This window comes from Pseudomonas sp. PSE1(2024), assembly GCF_050990555.1.
GTDB lineage: Bacteria > Pseudomonadota > Gammaproteobacteria > Pseudomonadales > Pseudomonadaceae > Aquipseudomonas > Aquipseudomonas aphyarum.
Genome location: NZ_CP158967.1, coordinates 3,165,973 through 3,183,774, shown reverse-complemented (window position 1 = coordinate 3,183,774; position 17,802 = coordinate 3,165,973). Strand labels below are relative to the sequence as shown.

Annotated in this window: 15 protein-coding genes; 14 read left to right on the top strand and 1 reads right to left on the bottom strand. The window is 59.8% G+C overall.

Features of this window, described 5'->3' with window-relative positions:
* The first annotated feature begins 42 nt into the window (after window positions 1-42).
* The 12 genes from ABTV87_RS14405 (at window position 43) to ABTV87_RS14350 (ending at window position 13,156) form a co-directional block, all read left to right on the top strand.
* Window positions 43-408, top strand: a complete 366-nt coding sequence (locus ABTV87_RS14405) for a response regulator (protein ID WP_085603823.1) — start codon at window positions 43-45, stop codon at window positions 406-408.
* Between the two features lie 165 nt (window positions 409-573).
* Window positions 574-1,863 (top strand): glycosyltransferase, encoded by a 1,290-nt coding sequence (locus tag ABTV87_RS14400; RefSeq protein WP_221533321.1) that lies wholly within the window; start codon window positions 574-576, stop codon window positions 1,861-1,863.
* 154 nt (window positions 1,864-2,017) lie between these two features.
* Window positions 2,018-2,863 (top strand): phospholipase, encoded by an 846-nt coding sequence (locus tag ABTV87_RS14395; protein WP_433899816.1) that lies wholly within the window; start codon window positions 2,018-2,020, stop codon window positions 2,861-2,863.
* A gap of 75 nt (window positions 2,864-2,938) precedes the next feature.
* The gene (locus ABTV87_RS14390; protein WP_085603832.1) at window positions 2,939-3,844 is read left to right on the top strand and encodes an AraC family transcriptional regulator; all 906 of its coding nucleotides are present in this window, start codon (window positions 2,939-2,941) and stop codon (window positions 3,842-3,844) included.
* Between the two features lie 226 nt (window positions 3,845-4,070).
* On the top strand, window positions 4,071-5,381 hold the full coding sequence (locus ABTV87_RS14385; RefSeq protein ID WP_221533323.1) for an ABC transporter substrate-binding protein: 1,311 nt from the start codon (window positions 4,071-4,073) through the stop codon (window positions 5,379-5,381).
* A gap of 153 nt (window positions 5,382-5,534) precedes the next feature.
* Complete coding sequence (locus ABTV87_RS14380; protein WP_039768250.1) at window positions 5,535-6,461, top strand: carbohydrate ABC transporter permease; 927 nt, start codon at window positions 5,535-5,537, stop codon at window positions 6,459-6,461.
* 8 nt (window positions 6,462-6,469) lie between these two features.
* Window positions 6,470-7,300 (top strand): carbohydrate ABC transporter permease, encoded by an 831-nt coding sequence (locus ABTV87_RS14375; RefSeq protein WP_007957423.1) that lies wholly within the window; start codon window positions 6,470-6,472, stop codon window positions 7,298-7,300.
* 23 nt (window positions 7,301-7,323) lie between these two features.
* A complete protein-coding gene (locus ABTV87_RS14370) occupies window positions 7,324-8,427 on the top strand; it encodes an ABC transporter ATP-binding protein (protein WP_007957424.1) in 1,104 nt (367 codons plus the stop codon).
* A 16-nt stretch (window positions 8,428-8,443) separates the two neighbouring features.
* Complete coding sequence (locus ABTV87_RS14365) at window positions 8,444-9,919, top strand: mannitol dehydrogenase family protein (protein ID WP_085603841.1); 1,476 nt, start codon at window positions 8,444-8,446, stop codon at window positions 9,917-9,919.
* Window positions 9,920-10,042: 123 nt separating this feature from the next.
* Entirely contained in the window at window positions 10,043-11,539 is a 1,497-nt protein-coding gene (gene xylB / locus ABTV87_RS14360; protein WP_433899815.1) for a xylulokinase, read from the top strand.
* Between the two features lie 13 nt (window positions 11,540-11,552).
* Window positions 11,553-12,491 carry a carbohydrate kinase family protein gene (locus ABTV87_RS14355; protein ID WP_433899814.1) on the top strand — a complete coding sequence of 313 codons (939 nt, stop codon included), beginning with the start codon at window positions 11,553-11,555 and terminating at the stop codon, window positions 12,489-12,491.
* 44 nt (window positions 12,492-12,535) lie between these two features.
* On the top strand, window positions 12,536-13,156 hold the full coding sequence (locus ABTV87_RS14350) for a hypothetical protein (protein WP_085603850.1): 621 nt from the start codon (window positions 12,536-12,538) through the stop codon (window positions 13,154-13,156).
* A gap of 57 nt (window positions 13,157-13,213) precedes the next feature.
* Here the strand turns inward: ABTV87_RS14350 and ABTV87_RS14345 are convergent, their stop codons facing one another.
* Complete coding sequence (locus tag ABTV87_RS14345) at window positions 13,214-14,515, bottom strand: OprD family porin (protein ID WP_433899813.1); 1,302 nt, start codon at window positions 14,513-14,515, stop codon at window positions 13,214-13,216.
* Between the two features lie 361 nt (window positions 14,516-14,876).
* On the opposite strand from ABTV87_RS14345, the gene ABTV87_RS14340 reads away from it, so the two are divergent.
* Both ABTV87_RS14340 and ABTV87_RS14335 read left to right on the top strand, forming a co-directional pair.
* On the top strand, window positions 14,877-16,949 hold the full coding sequence (locus ABTV87_RS14340) for a type VI secretion system tip protein VgrG (protein WP_433899812.1): 2,073 nt from the start codon (window positions 14,877-14,879) through the stop codon (window positions 16,947-16,949).
* Complete coding sequence (locus tag ABTV87_RS14335) at window positions 16,946-17,770, top strand: DUF4123 domain-containing protein (protein ID WP_433899811.1); 825 nt, start codon at window positions 16,946-16,948, stop codon at window positions 17,768-17,770. Before ABTV87_RS14340 ends, ABTV87_RS14335 begins: the two co-directional genes overlap by 4 nt.
* Window positions 17,771-17,802 lie beyond the last annotated feature (32 nt).

Genomic DNA, 17,802 nt, shown 5'->3' with positions numbered 1-17,802 from the left:
GATCGACCGGCGCCCCATCACCCATTCTTGAGAGCCGCCACTATGTCCAGCACCGCGTCCACCATCCTTGTAGTAGAAGACGACGCCATCGTGCGCATGCTGATCGTCGACGTGCTGGAGGAATTGGAGTTCAAGGTCCTGGAAGCGGACGGCAGCGAACAGGCGCTGGAAATCCTCAAGGACGTGAACCAGCACATCGACCTGATGATGACCGACGTCGGCCTGCCGATCATGGACGGCCGTCAGCTGGCCACTGAGGCCCGCAATATTCGCGCTGGTCTGCCGATTCTGTTCGCCAGCGGTTACGCCGAGACGATTGAAGTGCCGGCGGACATGCATGTGATCGGCAAGCCATTTTCCATTGATCAATTGCGTGACAAGGTCAAATCCGTTCTAGAGCAATCCTGAGCACGAGACGTCGATGCCTGAGTAGAGCTGTCACGCGCCCTGCCGGTGGCTTTCTCGCTCGGACTTGCCCGACGTACACCCGATAAAAACGGATCACTCGACACGTGGGTTATGGTCTAATCCGCGCGCCTTTTTTCCGTCAATTCGTCCCAGGAACCGTTTCTCATGAGTCAGCCCGCAACCAAAGTCCTCGTCATTGGTTACGTCTGGCCGGAACCCCGCTCCTCCGCCGCGAGCGGGCATGTGATGCAGATTCTCGAGACGTTCCTGCAACAGGGCTGGCAAATCACCTTTGCCAGCCCGGCCGGCACCGGTGAACATCGCGCCGATCTGACTGCTCTGGGCATTCGCGAAGTCCCGATTGAACTGAATAACAGCAGCTTCGACATCTTCATCAGCGAACTCGCCCCGGATATCGTGCTGTTCGACCAGTTCATGATTGAAGAACAGTTCGGCTGGCGCGTCGAGAAGCACTGCCCAAACGCCCTGCGCGTTCTGGAAACCTCGGATCTGCAAAGCCTGCGGCATGCACGGCATCAGCGGCTGAAGGACCGGCTGAAGCTCAGCGATGACGCCAACGACTTCGCTGAGCTGTTTGCCCCGGCGCTGGCTGAAGAGTTCGAGCTGATGGCGGACACCGATCTGGCCAAACGCGAGATTGCCGCGCTGTATCGCTGCGACCTGAACCTGATGATCTCGCAGGTGGAAATCGAGTTGCTGGTGCAGCAGTTCAAATTGCCACCCGAGCTGTTGCACTGGTGCCCCTTGATGGTCGAGCCACCGAGCACGCCAGCGAAACCCTTCGAGGAGCGCGCGCACTTCCTGAGTATCGGCAACTTCCGTCACGCGCCGAACTGGGACGCCGTGTTGTGGATGAAATCCACCGTCTGGCCGCTGATCCGCGAGCAACTGCCAAAAGCCCAACTGCACCTCTACGGCGCCTACACGCCGCCCAAAGCAGCGGCCTTGCACAATGCCGCCCAGGGCTTTCACATCATGAACTGGGCCGAGGATGCGTTGCAGGTCATGTCCGATGCGCGCATCTGCCTGGCGCCCTTGCGTTTTGGCGCTGGAATCAAGGGCAAATTGATTGATGCGATGCTCTGCGGCACGCCGAGTATCACCACGCCCATCGGCGCCGAGGGTATGCACACCGATCAGCCTTGGCCGGGCGCTGTTTGCCGTACGGCGCAGGAACTGGCCAATGCCGCGGTGGAACTGTATCGCGACGAAGCCCGTTGGCATGCGGCCCAGTCTCAGGGGTACGCGCTACTCAAGAATGTTTATCCGCAAGCCATTCATGGGCCGGCACTGATCAATAAACTGCTGGAGTGCCGAGACAACATTAACCAACTAAGACGTAAAAATTTTACTGGAAGCATGTTGCGACATCATTCACACAAGAGCACGCAATATATGGCTCAGTGGATCGAGGCCAAAAACCAGAACAAATAAATACTCTGGAAAACTATAAATACAATACCCAACAACTTGCATCACTCCTCGAATAGCCAGCCAAACGCTTAAACCTTATAAACATCCTGCAAGTGGCGTCTTGAATATTCAACAAGACGCCATTCTTATTCAATAACTTATGCAGGATGTAATCATGAGCACTTCCAACTGGATGGGGACGACCCCCGCCATTGACTCGCTGAACATCAGCGAACTGACGTTGCCCGGCACTCACAACGCAGGCAGTGACTGGAGCTCCTCCTACCCGCTTTTAGGCCCTCCGCGGCACTGGCTGGCGTGTCAGCATGACAGTTTTCATGCGCAGCTGGATCATGGGGCCCGGGCGCTCGACATTCGCCTGACCTATAACGCCAAGGCCGAAGGCCTGGAGAAATTCGTCATGCACCACAATGGCCATCGAAACTCCCGAACGTTGGGAAATCTGGTGGTAGACATCAATACTTTTCTTGAAAACAACCCCGACGAGTTCATTGTTCTGGATTTTCACAGCCTGGACGGTGATAACTTCGATTACGAACACTTCAATAAACTGATGGTGCAGTATCTGGGACATCGCATGATCCCGCGCAACAATCAGTCCCTCAGCCTTGGAGACCTCAAGCAAGTCAACAAGACACAACGGGTTTTTGCTGCAGCCATCTCGCACTGGCAACTGGACCACAAGTTATTCCACAGCCATATCGATCATCAATGGTCCGGAAACGGCATCACCAGCCCCGGTGAGTTGAAGAAGTTCATTGAGCGTGTTCTGCAAAACCCGCCAGGCAGCTGGAGACCCTGGTCTCTGTCCGCCACCAGTTACACCGCGCTGGGCGGTCCCGTCGATATCCATGGTTCGCTTAACGACTGGTTCGATCTGGATAAAAGTGATTGGGCATTGAAGTGCAACATCATTAACGTCGACTTCATGGAAGAGTCCGACCTGATGGAGTTTTGCCGGGTCGCCAACGTGCTCAAGGCCGGCCAACGCTCGCGCTGAGCCGCAATGGAAACTGGCGCAACCGGCGCGACAAGAGGCATGATCGCCGGGCGATAACAAAAAAAGCGCCCGATCATGAGCCGAACAGCCCGCGTCACCGACCCCTCTTATGAACTGATGGATGACCACAACGGGTTGTCCATCATCTATCGCCAGCACGGTTTCCCCTGCCCGCTGGTGCGCTGGCACTTTCACAAGGAATACGAACTGCACCTGATCGTGGCCAGTTCGGGCAAGGTGTTCATCGGCGACTACATCGGCAATTTCTACCCGCAGACGCTGTTCCTGACCGGTCCCAATCTACCGCACAACTGGATCAGCCAGGTGGCCGAAGATGAAGTGGTCGAAAAGCGCGACATGCTGGTCAACTTCACCGATGAGCTGTTCGAAAGCGGTCATCAGGTGTTCGCCGAGCTGAAGACCCTGGCACCGCTGCTGGAGCGTGCGCAATACGGTATCGAGTTCCGCTGCCCGCGCACCATTCGCCAAGCGACGAACCTGCTGCAGAAGATCGCCGATACCAAGGGCATCACCCGTCTCGGGCACTTTTTCATCCTGATGGAATTGCTGGCCGCCACCGACGACTACCAACTCCTGTCCGGCGCAACCACCCCGCAATTGGCCGACGAGCACAACATTGACCGCACCAACCGGGCGGTGGATTACATCTTCGCCCACTACGCTCGCGAATTGCCGCTGGAGGAAGTCGCCGAACATCTGGGCATGAAGCCGACGTATTTCAGCCGCGTGTTCAAGCAGGCCACCGGGCGCAATTTCATCGAATTCGTCAATCGCCTGCGCATCAGCAAATCCTGCGAGCTGCTGGCGGACGGTGACAAACCGGTGACCGAGGTGTGTTTCGAGTCGGGCTTCAACAATATTTCCAATTTCAATCGGCGCTTTCAGCAGCTCAAAGGCATGACGCCGTCGCATTATCGGCGGCTGGTGGTGCAGCGCCTGACCGAGCAAAACCACGGCTGACCGGGTAAAACCTGTACGGATTCATGGCTGCCGCCCTTCTGAAACGCCCTTCCCTGCGTTTATCGCGCCAATCCCGAGTGCAAAAAAGTATCGATTCAAGTGCTAGGGATGATTTGTCAGCCCTGCGTTAGAAGGCTGTAATCAGTGCACATTCTTCCCCTGCCGGAAGAACACAAAAACAATAACTGTCCTTCTGCCCCCGCCGGGTGCAGAAAAGGAGTGCACGATGCAACCCACTGCAAAAGCTCTGCTGGCCCTCACCTGCATGACCCTCAGCAGCGTCAGCCTTGGCGCCCAGACCCTGACCATCGCCACCGTCAACAACAGCGACATGATCCGCATGCAAAAGCTCTCGAAAACCTTCGAGACCGAGCATCCGGACATCAAGCTCAATTGGGTGGTGCTGGAAGAAAACGTTCTGCGTCAACGCCTGACCACCGACATCGCCACCCAGGGCGGTCAGTTCGATGTGTTGACCATCGGCATGTACGAAGCCGCACTCTGGGGTGCAAAAGGCTGGCTCGAACCGATGAAGGATCTGCCGGCCAATTACGCCCTCGACGATGTGTTCCCGTCGGTGCGCGAAGGCCTGTCGGTCAAGGGTTCGCTGTACGCCCTGCCGTTCTACGCCGAAAGCTCGATCACCTATTACCGCACCGACCTGTTCAAGGACGCCGGCCTGACCATGCCGGAGCGTCCGACCTGGGAACAGATCGCAGGCTTCGCCGAAAAACTCACCAACAAGGATAAGGAACAGTACGGCATCTGCCTGCGCGGCAAGGCCGGCTGGGGCGAAAACATCGCGCTCATCACCACCGTGGCCAATGCCTATGGCGCGCGCTGGTTCGATGAGCAGTGGAAACCGGAATTCAACGGTCCGGAATGGAAAAACGCGCTGAACTTCTACGTCGACACCATGAAGAAGTCCGGCCCGCCCGGTGCATCCAGCAACGGTTTCAACGAAAACCTCGCCCTGTTCAACAGCGGCAAATGCGCGATGTGGGTCGATGCCAGCGTCGCCGGCTCGTTCGTCACCGACAAGACTCAAAGCAAGGTCGCCGATCACGTCGGCTTCACCTACGCGCCGCATCAGGTCACCGACAAAGGTTCGGCGTGGCTGTACTCGTGGGCGCTGGCGATTCCGACCAGCTCCAAGGCCAAGGATGCCGCCAAGCAATTCAGCGCCTGGGCCACTTCCAAAGAGTACGGCGAACTGGTCGCCAAGACCGACGGCATCGCCAACGTTCCGCCGGGCACCCGCGCGTCGACCTACAGCGACGCTTACATGAGCGCCGCGCCGTTTGCCAAGGTCACGCTGGAATCGCTGAAAGCGGCTGATCCGAGCAAACCGACCCTCAAACCTGTGCCGTATATCGGCATCCAACTGGTGACCATTCCTGAATTCCAGGGCGTGGGCACCCAGGTCGGCAAGCTGTTCTCGGCAGCGCTGATCGGCCAGACCACGGTCGACCAGGCGTTGACCGCTGCCCAGCAAACCACCGAACGCGAGATGAAGCGCGCGGGTTATCCGAAGTAACTCGCAAAGCTCGCTCCTGCCTCCTGTGGGAGCGGGCTTGCTCGCGAAAGCGGTGTATCAGTGAAACATTTGCTGTCTGACACGACGCCTTCGCGAGCAAGCCCGCTCCCACCGGGGATCTCCATAGGTCTGTATGACTCGGTTGTGATCACCATGAATACTTCAACTGCCAAAGCCCACATCGACCTGTCGCAGCCCCGGCGCAAAAGCCGTGTGGCCAATCCCGGCTGGTTTCTGGTCAGCCCTTCGGTGGCCCTGTTGCTGCTGTGGATGATCGTGCCGCTGGGCATGACCGTCTATTTCTCGATGATCCGCTATAACCTGCTCGACCCGGGCACCAACGAATTCGTCGGGCTGGAAAACTTCACCTACTTCCTGACCGACTCCGGCTTCATGCCCGGCGCCACCAACACTTTGCTGCTGGTGGGCAGCGTGCTGCTGATCAGCGTGGTGTTCGGCGTATTGATCAGTGCGCTGCTGGAGGCCAGCGAGTTCTTCGGTCGCGGCATCGTGCGGGTGATGCTGATTTCGCCGTTCTTCATCATGCCCACGGTCGGCGCTTTGATCTGGAAGAACCTGATCTTCCACCCGGTGTCCGGGATCCTCGCCTACATCTGGAAACTGTTCGGCGCGCAACCGGTGGACTGGCTCGCTCACTACCCGCTGCTGTCGATCATCATCATTGTCTCGTGGCAATGGCTGCCCTTCGCGATCCTGATCCTGATGACCGCCATGCAGTCCCTCGACCAGGAACAGAAAGAAGCCGCCCGCCTCGACGGCGCCGGCCCGATCGCGATCTTCTGGCACCTGACCCTGCCGCACCTGGCACGCCCGATTGCCGTAGTCGTGATGATTGAAACCATCTTCCTGCTATCGGTGTTCGCCGAAATCTTCACCACCACCAACGGTGGCCCCGGCTACGCGTCGACCAACCTCGCCTACCTGATCTACAACCAGGCGCTGGTGCAGTTCGACGTCGGCATGGCCTCGGCCGGCGGCCTGATCGCCGTGGTCATCGCCAACATCGCCGCGATCATTCTGGTGCGGATGATCGGCAAAAACCTGACTGACAAAGCCTGAGGCCTGCCATGACTCTTCAACAATCCCGCCGGCTGCAAAGCCTGCTGCTCGGCACGCTGGCCTGGGCCATCGCGATCATCATTTTCTTCCCGATTTTCTGGATGGTGCTGACCAGCTTCAAGACCGAAATCGACGCCTTCGCCACGCCGCCGCAGTTCATCTTCACGCCGACGCTGGAGAACTACCTGCACATCAACGAGCGCAGTGATTACTTCAGTTTCGCCTGGAACTCGGTGGTGATTTCCTTCAGCGCCACGGCTCTTTGCCTGCTGATCGCGGTGCCGGCAGCCTACTCGATGGCGTTCTACGAAACCCAGCGCACCAAAGGCACGCTGCTGTGGATGCTCTCCACCAAGATGCTGCCGCCGGTGGGCGTGCTGATGCCGATCTACCTGCTGGCCAAGAGTTTCGGCCTGCTCGACACGCGCATCGCGCTGATCGTGATCTACACGCTGATCAACCTGCCGATCGTGGTCTGGATGGTTTACACCTACTTCAAGGACATCCCCAAAGACATCCTCGAAGCCGCCCGCCTCGACGGCGCCACCCTCGCCCAGGAAATGCTCCGCGTGCTGCTGCCGATCGCCAAGGGCGGCCTCGCGTCGACCGTGCTGCTGTCGCTGATCCTGTGCTGGAACGAGGCGTTCTGGTCGCTGAACCTGACCTCGTCCAAAGCCGCGCCACTGACCGCGCTGATCGCCTCCTACTCAAGCCCTGAAGGATTGTTCTGGGCCAAGTTGTCGGCTGTCTCGACCCTGGCCTGCGCGCCGATCCTGATCTTTGGCTGGATCAGCCAGAAACAACTGGTGCGCGGCCTGTCGTTCGGCGCCGTCAAATAAGAATTCGCATGAGGAGCGCCACCATGGCCAACCTGAAAATCAAGAATCTGCAAAAAGGCTTCGAAGGTTTTTCCATCATCAAGGGCATCGACCTTGAGGTGAACGACAAGGAATTCGTGGTGTTCGTCGGCCCGTCGGGCTGCGGCAAATCCACCCTGCTGCGACTGATCGCCGGCCTTGAAGAAGTCAGCGGCGGCACCATCGAACTGGACGGGCGCGACATCACCGAAGTCAGCCCGGCCAAGCGCGATCTGGCGATGGTGTTCCAGACCTACGCGCTGTACCCGCACATGACCGTGAAGAAGAACATGTCGTTCGCCCTCGACCTGGCCGGCGTGCCAAAAGCCGAAGTCGAGAAGAAAGTCGGCGAAGCGGCGCGCATTCTCGAACTGGGCCCGATGCTGGAACGCAAGCCGAAGCAGTTGTCCGGCGGCCAGCGTCAGCGCGTGGCCATCGGCCGGGCGATCGTGCGCAACCCGAAAATCTTCCTGTTCGATGAGCCGCTGTCCAACCTCGACGCCGCCCTGCGGGTGCAGATGCGTCTGGAGTTGCTGCGCCTGCACAAGGACCTCAAAGCGACAATGATCTACGTGACCCACGATCAGGTCGAAGCCATGACCATGGCCGACAAGGTCGTGGTGCTCAATGGCGGCAAGATCGAGCAGGTCGGCTCGCCGCTGGACCTGTATCACAACCCCGCCAACCTGTTCGTCGCCGGTTTCCTCGGCACGCCGAAAATGGGTTTCCTCAAGGGCCAGATCACGCGAATCGATGGCGCGAGCTGCGAAGTTTCGCTGGACGCCGGCACCCGCATCACTCTGCCGTTCAACGCGTCGAACCTGAGCGTCGGCAGCGCCGTGACCCTGGGCATTCGCCCGGAACATCTGGAACTGGCGCAAGCGGGCGACTGCACCCTGCAAGTCACCGCCGACGTCAGCGAACGGCTGGGCAGCGACACCTTCTGCCACGTCAAGACCAACGCCGGCGAAGCCCTGACCATGCGCGTACGCGGTGATCTGGCGAGCCGATACGGCGAACAACTGAACCTGCACCTGGACGCTGCCCACTGCCATCTGTTCGATGCCGACGGTGTGGCGCTGACCCGCCCGTTGCGCGCGGCCGCCTGATTTCGAGACTGACCCGATGAAACTGAACAAGCAAAATCTCAACCGCCTCGCCGCCGAAGTGAAACTGCCGGCCTACAGCCTCAGCGACACCCGCCAGGGCATCGCTCACATTGGCGTCGGCGGTTTCCATCGCGCGCATCAGGCGTATTACACCGATGCGCTGATGAACACCGGTGAAGCGTTGGACTGGGCCATCTGCGGCGTCGGCCTTCGCGCCGAGGACCGCCGTGCCCGGGACGACCTCAAGGAGCAGGACTACCTGTTCACCCTGTTTGAACTCGGCGACAGCGACGACACCGAAGTCCGCGTCATCGGCGCGATCCGCGACATGCTGCTGGCCGAGGACAGCGCCCAGGTGCTGATCGACAAACTCGCCGACCCGCAGATCCGCATCGTCTCGCTGACCATCACCGAGGGCGGTTATTGCATCGATGACAGCAACGGCGAGTTCATGGCGCACCTGCCGCAGATTCAGCACGACCTGACGTACCCGCAACAGCCGAAAACCGTGTTCGGTTTCCTCTGTGCCGCACTGGCCCGACGGCGTGCGGCGGGCATTCCGGCGTTTACCGTGATGTCCTGCGATAACCTGCCGCACAACGGCGCTGTCACCCGCAAGGCACTGCTGGCCTTCACCGCGCTGCTAGATCCGGACCTGCGCGAATGGATCGACGCCAACGTCAGTTTCCCCAACGCCATGGTCGACCGCATCACGCCGATGACCAGCACCGCGCATCGCCTGCAACTGGCGGACAAACACGCCGTCGACGACGCCTGGCCGGTGGTCTGCGAACCGTTCGTGCAATGGGTGCTGGAAGACAACTTCGTCAACGGCCGACCGGCCTGGGAAAAGGTCGGCGTGCAGTTCACCGACGATGTTTCGCCCTATGAAGAGATGAAGATCAAACTGCTCAACGGCAGCCATCTGGCGCTGACTTATCTGGGCTTTTTGAAGGGTTACCGCTTCGTTCACGAGACCATGAACGACCCGCTGTTCGTGCGCTACATGCGCGCCTACATGGACCTGGACGTGACTCCGCAACTGGCGCCGGTGCCGGGGATCGACCTGACCGAGTACAAGGACACGCTGGTGGCGCGGTTTTCCAATCAGGCGATTGCCGATCAGCTTGAGCGGGTTTGCTCGGATGGTTCTTCGAAGTTTCCCAAGTTCACCATTCCGACGATCAATCGGTTGATTGCCGATGGGCAGGAGACCAAACGGGCAGCGTTGGTGGTGGCGGCTTGGGCGCTTTACTTGAAGGGTGTGGATGAGAATGGCGACACTTATTCGATTCCGGATCCTCGGGCGGCGTTTTGTCAGGCGTTGGTGGCGGAGGATGCCTTGATCACTGAGCGGTTGTTGGGGGTTGAGGAGATTTTCGGCGTGGCGATACCGCGTTCGCCAGAGTTTGTTGCGGCGTTCGAGTGGTGTCTGAACAGCTTGCGAGAAGACGGCGTGACACGAACTCTGGAAAAAATTCTCGTCGCCTGATCGTTCCCACGCTCTGCGTGGGGATGCAGCCCGGGACGCTCCGCGTCCCATTCAACAGCGGACGCAGAGCGTCCATTGAGGCATTCCCACGCGGAGCATGGGAACGATCTTTGTGGAGAGCATATGACAACCCAGCAACTGTTCCTCGGCATCGACTGCGGCACCCAAGGCACCAAAGCCATCATCCTCGACGCCACCAGCGGTCAGGTGTTGGGCCAGGGCGCCGCCGCCCACACGATGATCAGCGGCGCCAACGGTCGTCGCGAGCAAGACACCGCGCAATGGCTGGAAGCCTTCGCCCTCGCCACCCGCCGCGCTTTATTGGCGGCAAATGTCGATGGCCAGTCAATCATCGGCATCGGCGTTTCCGGCCAGCAACACGGCCTGGTGCTGCTCGACGACCAAGGCCAGGTCTTGCGCCCGGCCAAGCTCTGGTGCGACACCGAAACCACGCCTGAAAACGGCCGCCTGCTGACTCACCTGGGCGGTGAACAAGGCTCACTGGAACGCCTCGGCGTGGTCATCGCGCCGGGCTACACCGTCTCTAAATTGCTGTGGACCAAGGAGCAACATCCGGACGTGTTCGCCCGCATCGCACGAATCCTGCTACCCCACGACTACCTGAATTTCTGGCTCACCGGCCGTGCGTGCAGCGAATACGGCGATGCGTCCGGCACCGGCTATTTCAACGTGCGCACCCGCCAATGGGATCTGCAGTTGCTGCGCGACATCGATGCCAGCGGTCGCCTGCAATCCGCGCTGCCGGAACTGATCGACGCCCATCAAGCGGTCGGCACGATCCTGCCCGCAATCGCCGAACAACTGGGCCTCAACCCCAACGCATTGGTGTCCAGCGGTGGCGGCGATAACATGATGGGCGCCATCGGCACCGGCAATATTCAGCCGGGCGCGATCACCATGAGCCTCGGCTCTTCCGGCACGGTGTACGCCTACGCCGAAGCGCCGAAGGTCAGCCCGGACGCATCGGTCGCGACCTTCTGCTCGTCAAGCGGCGGCTGGCTGCCGCTGATCTGCACCATGAACCTGACCAATGCCACCGGCGCGATCCGCGAACTGTTCGACCTCGATCTCGACGCCTTCAACGCCTTGGTGGCCCAGGCCCCGATCGGCGCAGAAGGCGTAAGCATGCTGCCGTTCCTCAACGGCGAACGCGTGCCTCCCCTGCCCCACGCCACCGGCAGCCTGCATGGCCTGACGATCGATAACCTGACGCAAGCCAATCTGTGCCGCGCCGCCGTCGAAGGCACCACCTTCGGCCTGCGTTATGGACTGGATCTGTTGCGCCAGAATGGTTTACAAAGCCGCAGCATTTGCCTGATCGGCGGCGGTTCGAAAAGCGCGGTGTGGCGGCAGATCGTCGCCGACATCATGAACACCCCGGTGATCTGCACCGAGCAAAGCGAAGCCGCTGCGCTCGGCGCGGCGATTCAGGCGGCGTGGTGCAAGTCGTGGTCGAACGGCCACGAAGACACTCTGGCCGATCTGTGCCAGCGCTGCGTGAAGCTCGACCTGAACAGTGAAACCCTGCCGGTTGCCGCCAATGCCGCGGCGTTCCAGCAGGCCTATGAACGCTATCGACTGCATGTCGCAACCTTATAAAGAGCAAACAACTATGTACCTGGTGTGTGGCGAAGCGCTGTTCGATTTCTTCAGCGAAGACGATGCCGGCGGACAGGCATCGAAAGTCAATTTCAAGGCGATTGCCGGTGGCTCGCCGTTCAACGTGGCGGTGGGTTTGCGCCGGCTGGGCGTGGATTCGGCGCTGTTTGGCGGGTTGTCCACCGACTACCTCGGCCGGCGCTTGCAGCAAGTGCTGCAGGATGAAGGCGTAAGCCCGGACTATCTGGTGGATTTCGCTGCGCCGACCACGCTGGCGATGGTCGCGGTGGGCGCCAATGGCTCGCCGCATTACAGCTTCCGTGGCGAAGGCTGCGCAGACCGCCAGTTGAGCCTGGCGCACCTGCCAACGTTAGGCCCTGAAGTGCGTGGTCTGCACTTCGGTTCCTTCTCGCTGGTGGTGCAACCGATTGCTGACACCTTGCTTGCGCTGGTGCAACGTGAAAGCGGCAAACGCCTGATCAGCCTCGACCCGAACGTGCGCCTCAACCCCGAGCCGAACATCGACCTGTGGCGCGAACGAATCGCTACGCTGGTGCCGTTGGCGGACTTGATCAAAGTCAGCGACGAAGACTTGAGCCTGCTGTACCCCGAGCAGGATCCGGCGCGCGTCATCGAAGGCTGGCTGCAGCATCGCTGCCAGGTGGTGTTCCTGACCCGTGGCGGTGAAGGCGCGACCGTGTTCAGCCGCGCTCACGGTTCATGGTCGGTGCCGGCAAGCTCCGTGAAGATTGCCGACACCGTCGGCGCCGGCGATACCTTCCAGGCCGCGTTGATCACCTGGCTGACCGAGCATGAGCTGGATTCGGTGGAAGGCGTGCAGCACCTGAGCCGTGAACAGATCGACGGCATGCTCAGGTTTGCCGTACAGGCGGCGGCCCTTACATGCAGTAAAACAGGTCCGGATTTGCCTTATCGCCACCAGTTGACCTGACCGCGTAGACTGGCGCCCTTTTTTGCACGACGGGATGACGGCTTTTGAATTCGGGGCGCACGGTTGGACTGGTGGTATTGGCGGCACTGTTGACCGGTTGCGGAACATCGCCACCGCGTTCGCCGGAAAACCTCTGCGAGATTTTCCGCGAAAAAAGTGATTGGTACGACGCGGCGCAAGTCACGCAAAAGCGCTGGGGCGTACCGATCCAGGTGCCGTTCGCGATCATGTATCAGGAGTCAGGCTACCGCTACGACGCCAAGACGCCGCGCAAATACCTGCTATGGGTGATTCCGTGGGGTCGCGTCACGACGGCCTCGGGTTATGCGCAGGCCAAGGATGAAGTCTGGTCCGACTACCAGAAAAGCACCGGCCGATATGGCGCCGATCGCGAAGACTTCGATGACGCCATCGACTTCGTCGGCTGGTACATGGACAAGACGACGTCGATCAACGGCGTGTACAAGTACGACGCCTACAACCAGTACCTCAACTATCACGAAGGATGGGGCGGCTTTCGCCAGAAGACCTACGCCAGCAAGGCGTGGCTGCCGCCGGTGGCGCGCAAGGTGCAGAATCGCTCGGACATGTACGGTCAGCAATACGCAGCGTGCAAGGATGATCTGAATCGCGGGTTCTGGAGCCGGTTCTGGCATTGGCTCTGATCGCAGGCCAAAAAACCATCACGAGTTAACTCGCGATGGTTTTTTTTCGGTTCGGATTTACAACACCGAAAAGTTGTAACTCACGATCAACCGGGTCTCATCCACATCCCGGGCAAAGTTCTCGTAGTTGGTACGGTAAGTCGCATTACGCAACCGCAGGCTGACATCCTTGAACGTCCCGGTCTGAATCACGTACTTCAACTCGCTGTCGCGTTCCCACTCTTTGCCTTCCTGATCGCTGCCCGGCACTTTGATGTGGTCGCCGTTCACATAACGGGTCAGGAAGCTCAGGCCGTTGATGCCGATCGCCTTGAAGTCATAATCATAACGCAGCTGCCAGGAACGTTCCTGCGCGGCGGCGAAGTCGTTGACCTGCACGTAATTCACCAGATACGGGTTGCTGCCATCCAGATACGGCATCGAATTGTCGCCGTTCATGCGCTGCCAGCCAGCGCTGAAGGTATGACCACTGATGCCGTAGGACAGCATGCCGCTCAACGCCCGGTTATCGATGGAGCCGGCTTTTGCATCACCGCTGTCGGCGCTTTTCAGCAAACGCAGATCGGCTTTCAACACACCGTCACCCAGAGGCTGATTGGCCAACAGACCCACGAAGTGCTGGCGATAGATGTCTTCCAGCTCGGCGTAGTGGTACTGCGCGGTCAGGCGATCGTTGATCTTGTAGTCGAAGCCGTACATGTCGAAATGATCGGCGGTGGTGTTGCAGGCGTAGCGCTTGTTCTTGCAGTGCACGCGGATGTCCTGCGAATCGGTCGAATCCCGCGCGGTGTACTTGTCCAGACGCGCGGCCATGAAGGTCAGATCCTTCACCTCTTTGGAGGTCAGCATCGCACCGTTGAACATGGTCGGCAGCAGACGGCCGTCGTTGTACTTGAGCAGCGGCAGATCCGGCAGCAGCGCGCCGTATTTCAGCACCGTATCCGAGACTTTTACCTTTGCGGTCAGCCCCATCTTCGCGTACTGACCTTTCGAACCGCGCGGGTTCTCGCCGCTGGACGGCAACAGGCCGCTGTTGCTGCGATCCGGGCTGGAATCGAGCTGGAAACCCGCCATGCCCAGTGCATCGATCCCGAAACCGACGGTGCCTTCGGTGTAGCCCGATTGCAGATTGAGAATGAAGCCCTGCGCCGACTCTTCGCGCTTGGACGCGCCCTGATCACTGGAGGTGTGCCCGTCACGGAAGTCGCGGTTGAAGTACATCGTGCGCGACTCGATCTTCGCCGTGGTGTCTTCGAAAAAACCGCTGGCCTGGACCTGCGCGGTAAAACCGGCGCACAGCACAAAGGCTCCGAAGCCAAGCGACTGGCGCGGGGTGATGAGGGGAAATGGGGGACGCATTGAAAACTCCAACAGAACAACGATTGCGCAGAGGCGCAAACAACCAGAAATAGCTCCCGTCCCGAGTCGATAAAGAACCAGGAGGCAGTGAACACGCGGGGTGAGCGGCAATGATGGCAGATGGCTTTGACGTGCTACAGACGACTTTAGTCTGAAACTGACTGGTTGTTCCCGGATGCCGGATGCGGCGTTCGCGGCAGATCGGTCCATCCGCAAGTACCGGTTTTACTGGGCCAAACCGTGTGTCTAAGGGTTTTCCCTATGGGCTCGGACCACTTCCTCTACGGCATTTGCGCCTTGAACGAGGCGGTTTAATCCTGCACCATCCGCCCACGCTAATCCAAAGGACGGAAATAAAGGCATGCTGGACGCCAACGCTACCCACATTACCCTCACGCTCGAAGGCGCTTCCGCCGACCTGCAAGTCCTCAGCTTCACCGGTCGCGAAGCCCTCAACGAACCGTTCCGTTTCGACATCGAACTGGTCAGCGCCCGTCCCGACCTCAAACTTGAAGAACTCCTGCACAAGCCTGGCTGCCTGACGTTCGGCGCCACTGGCGAGGGCAAGATTCATGGTCTGGTGTATCGCATCGAGCAAGGCGATTCCGGCAAGACCCTGACCCGTTACAGCCTCAGCCTGGTGCCGCAACTGGCCTACCTGCGGCACAACCATGACCAGCAGATTTTCCAGCAACTGACGGTGCCGAAGATCATCGCCCAGGTTCTGGAAGATCGCGGGATCCTGGCCAACGCCTACAGCTTCCAGCTCGGCGCCGAATACCCGGAACGCGACTACTGCGTGCAGTACGACGAATCCGACCTGCATTTCATCCAGCGCCTGTGCGAAGAGGAAGGCATTCACTTCCACTTCCAGCACAGCAGCAGCGGCCACAAACTGGTGTTCGGCGACGACCAGACCGTGTTCCGCAAACTGAAACCGGTCAACTACCAGCAAGACTCCGGCATGACCGCCGACAAACCGGTGATCAAGCGCTTCAACCTGCGTCTGGAAACCCGTACCAGCCGCGTCAGCCGCCGCGACTACGATTTCGAGAAACCGAAGATCCTGCCTGAAAGCGCGGTCAAATCCGCGTTCATGCCGGATCTGGAGGACTACGACTACCCCGGCCGCTTCACCACGCGCGAGCGCGGCAAGTTCCTCTCGACGCGAGCGCTGGAACGCCATCGCAGCGACTACAAACTCGCCGAAGGCAAAGGTGACGAACCGACCCTGACCAGCGGCCACTTCATGACCCTGGCCGAACACCCGCGCGCCGAATGGAACGATTTGTGGCTGCTGCTGGAAGTCTTCCACGAAGGCAAACAGCCGCAAGTGCTGGGCGAAAACGTCACCAGCGACGTCACCGACAACAAGAGCGATTTCCACCAGGGCTACCGCAACTCGTTCGTGGCCACCCCGTGGGACGCCCACTACCGCCCTGCCCTCGATCACCCGAAACCGAAAGTCCTCGGCAGCCAGACCGCCATCGTCACCGGCCCCGCTGGCGAAGAGATTCACTGCGACCAGTACGGCCGCGTGAAAGTGCAATTCCACTGGGACCGCGACGGCCAGGCCGACGACAAGACCACCTGCTGGCTACGCGTCGCCAGCGGCTGGGCCGGCGCAGCCTACGGCGGCATCGCCGTCCCGCGCATCGGCATGGAAGTGCTGGTGACCTTCCTCGAAGGCGACCCCGACCAGCCATTGGTGACCGGTTGCCTGTACCACAAGGAAAACGTTGTTCCTTACGACTTGCCGGCGAACAAGACCCGCAGCACCTTCAAGACCCTGAGTTCCCCGGGCGGCAAGGGCTACAACGAATTCCGCATCGAAGACAAGAAAGGCGCGGAACAGATCTACATCCACGCCCAGCGCGACTGGGACGAGAACATTGAGCACGACCAGAAGATTCGGGTTGGCAATGAGCGGCATGACACGGTCGAAGCCAATGTTTTAAGTGAATTCAAGGTTGAAGAGCACCGCATCACTCATCTGGATCGTGTCAGTGAGATGCGGGCGAATGATCACCTGACCGTGGGCGTGACCCAGCATGTGAAGGTCGGCACCGGGCAGTTTGTCGAAGCGGGCACGGAGATTCATTACCACGCCGGCGAAAAAGTGGTGATCGAAGGCGGGATGGAACTGACGGCGAAGGCTGGCGGCAGTTTCGTCAAGGTTGATGCGGGTGGCGTGACCATCAGCGGTGCGGAAGTGAAGGTCAACACTGGCGGTGCGCCGGGCGTCGGAACAGGCATCGGGATTCTCGAACCCGTTATCCCGTGGCTAGCGGCCAAAGACAAGGCTGGTGCCCTGCTCGTTCCCGCAGTTGTACAAATGGCCATGGCCAAAGCCGCCCGGGAGGCAGGCAATACCCGTTGCCCGATCTGTGAAGCTTGCCGTGAAGGCAAATGCGATTTGGGGGCAACAGCATGAGTGACGCCCTCAACAATTGGCTGAGTGAACAGTCACGCCTCAATCGCGTGCTGATCTTGGCCGTCGACAGTCTCGCCGAACCCAACCCGGTTACGTCGCTTTACAGCGCTGGGGCGATGCAGCGTTCGGTGCAGCTCTACCAACGTACCGAGTACGCGAAATTCGCGGCCATCAGCCCATGGCTGACCGAACTGGACAATCCAGGCAACGAGGCGTTTCGCGAACTGCTCGACGCCCCCCAACGCAACTGGGGCTGGATTGGCAGCATGGATCAGGCCGACCTAGACAGTCTGACCCAGCACTGGGTCGCGCGCATGGTCATCGACGAAGACGGCGACCGATCACTGTTCCGCTTTCAGGACAACCGCGTACTTGCCCGCTGTCTTGGCAACCTCAATGAAAGCGAATTTGCGCTGCTGTTGGGGCCGATCAGCAGTGTTCTGTATTGGGATGAAAACCAGTGGAAACACACGGACAACGGCAAGCCAGGCATGTACCCGGTACCCAGCCCTGAACCGTGGCTGCGCAACCCCGAGTCCGGCGAACAGGCGAGAAGCATCCTGCGTGACAACCTCAGACGCTGGCTGCTGACCTATCACGTCGAAGCCGCCGCTAATCTCGCCGAAACCCGAGTGGTCAGCGAATGGCTGGAGGAGCAGATGGATTTACTCGATGCATGGGGCTGGCAGACGCCGGAGCAGCGCGAGTTGATGCTCAGCCGGCGACTGTCTGAGCAGTGCATGAAAGATGTTGCGTGGGAGCCATTGCCGGAGGAGTCACCGGAGGTTCATTTTGCGCGGTGTCAGCGAGTGTTCGGATAAATCAATCTACGGCCTGACGGCACGAATTTTCA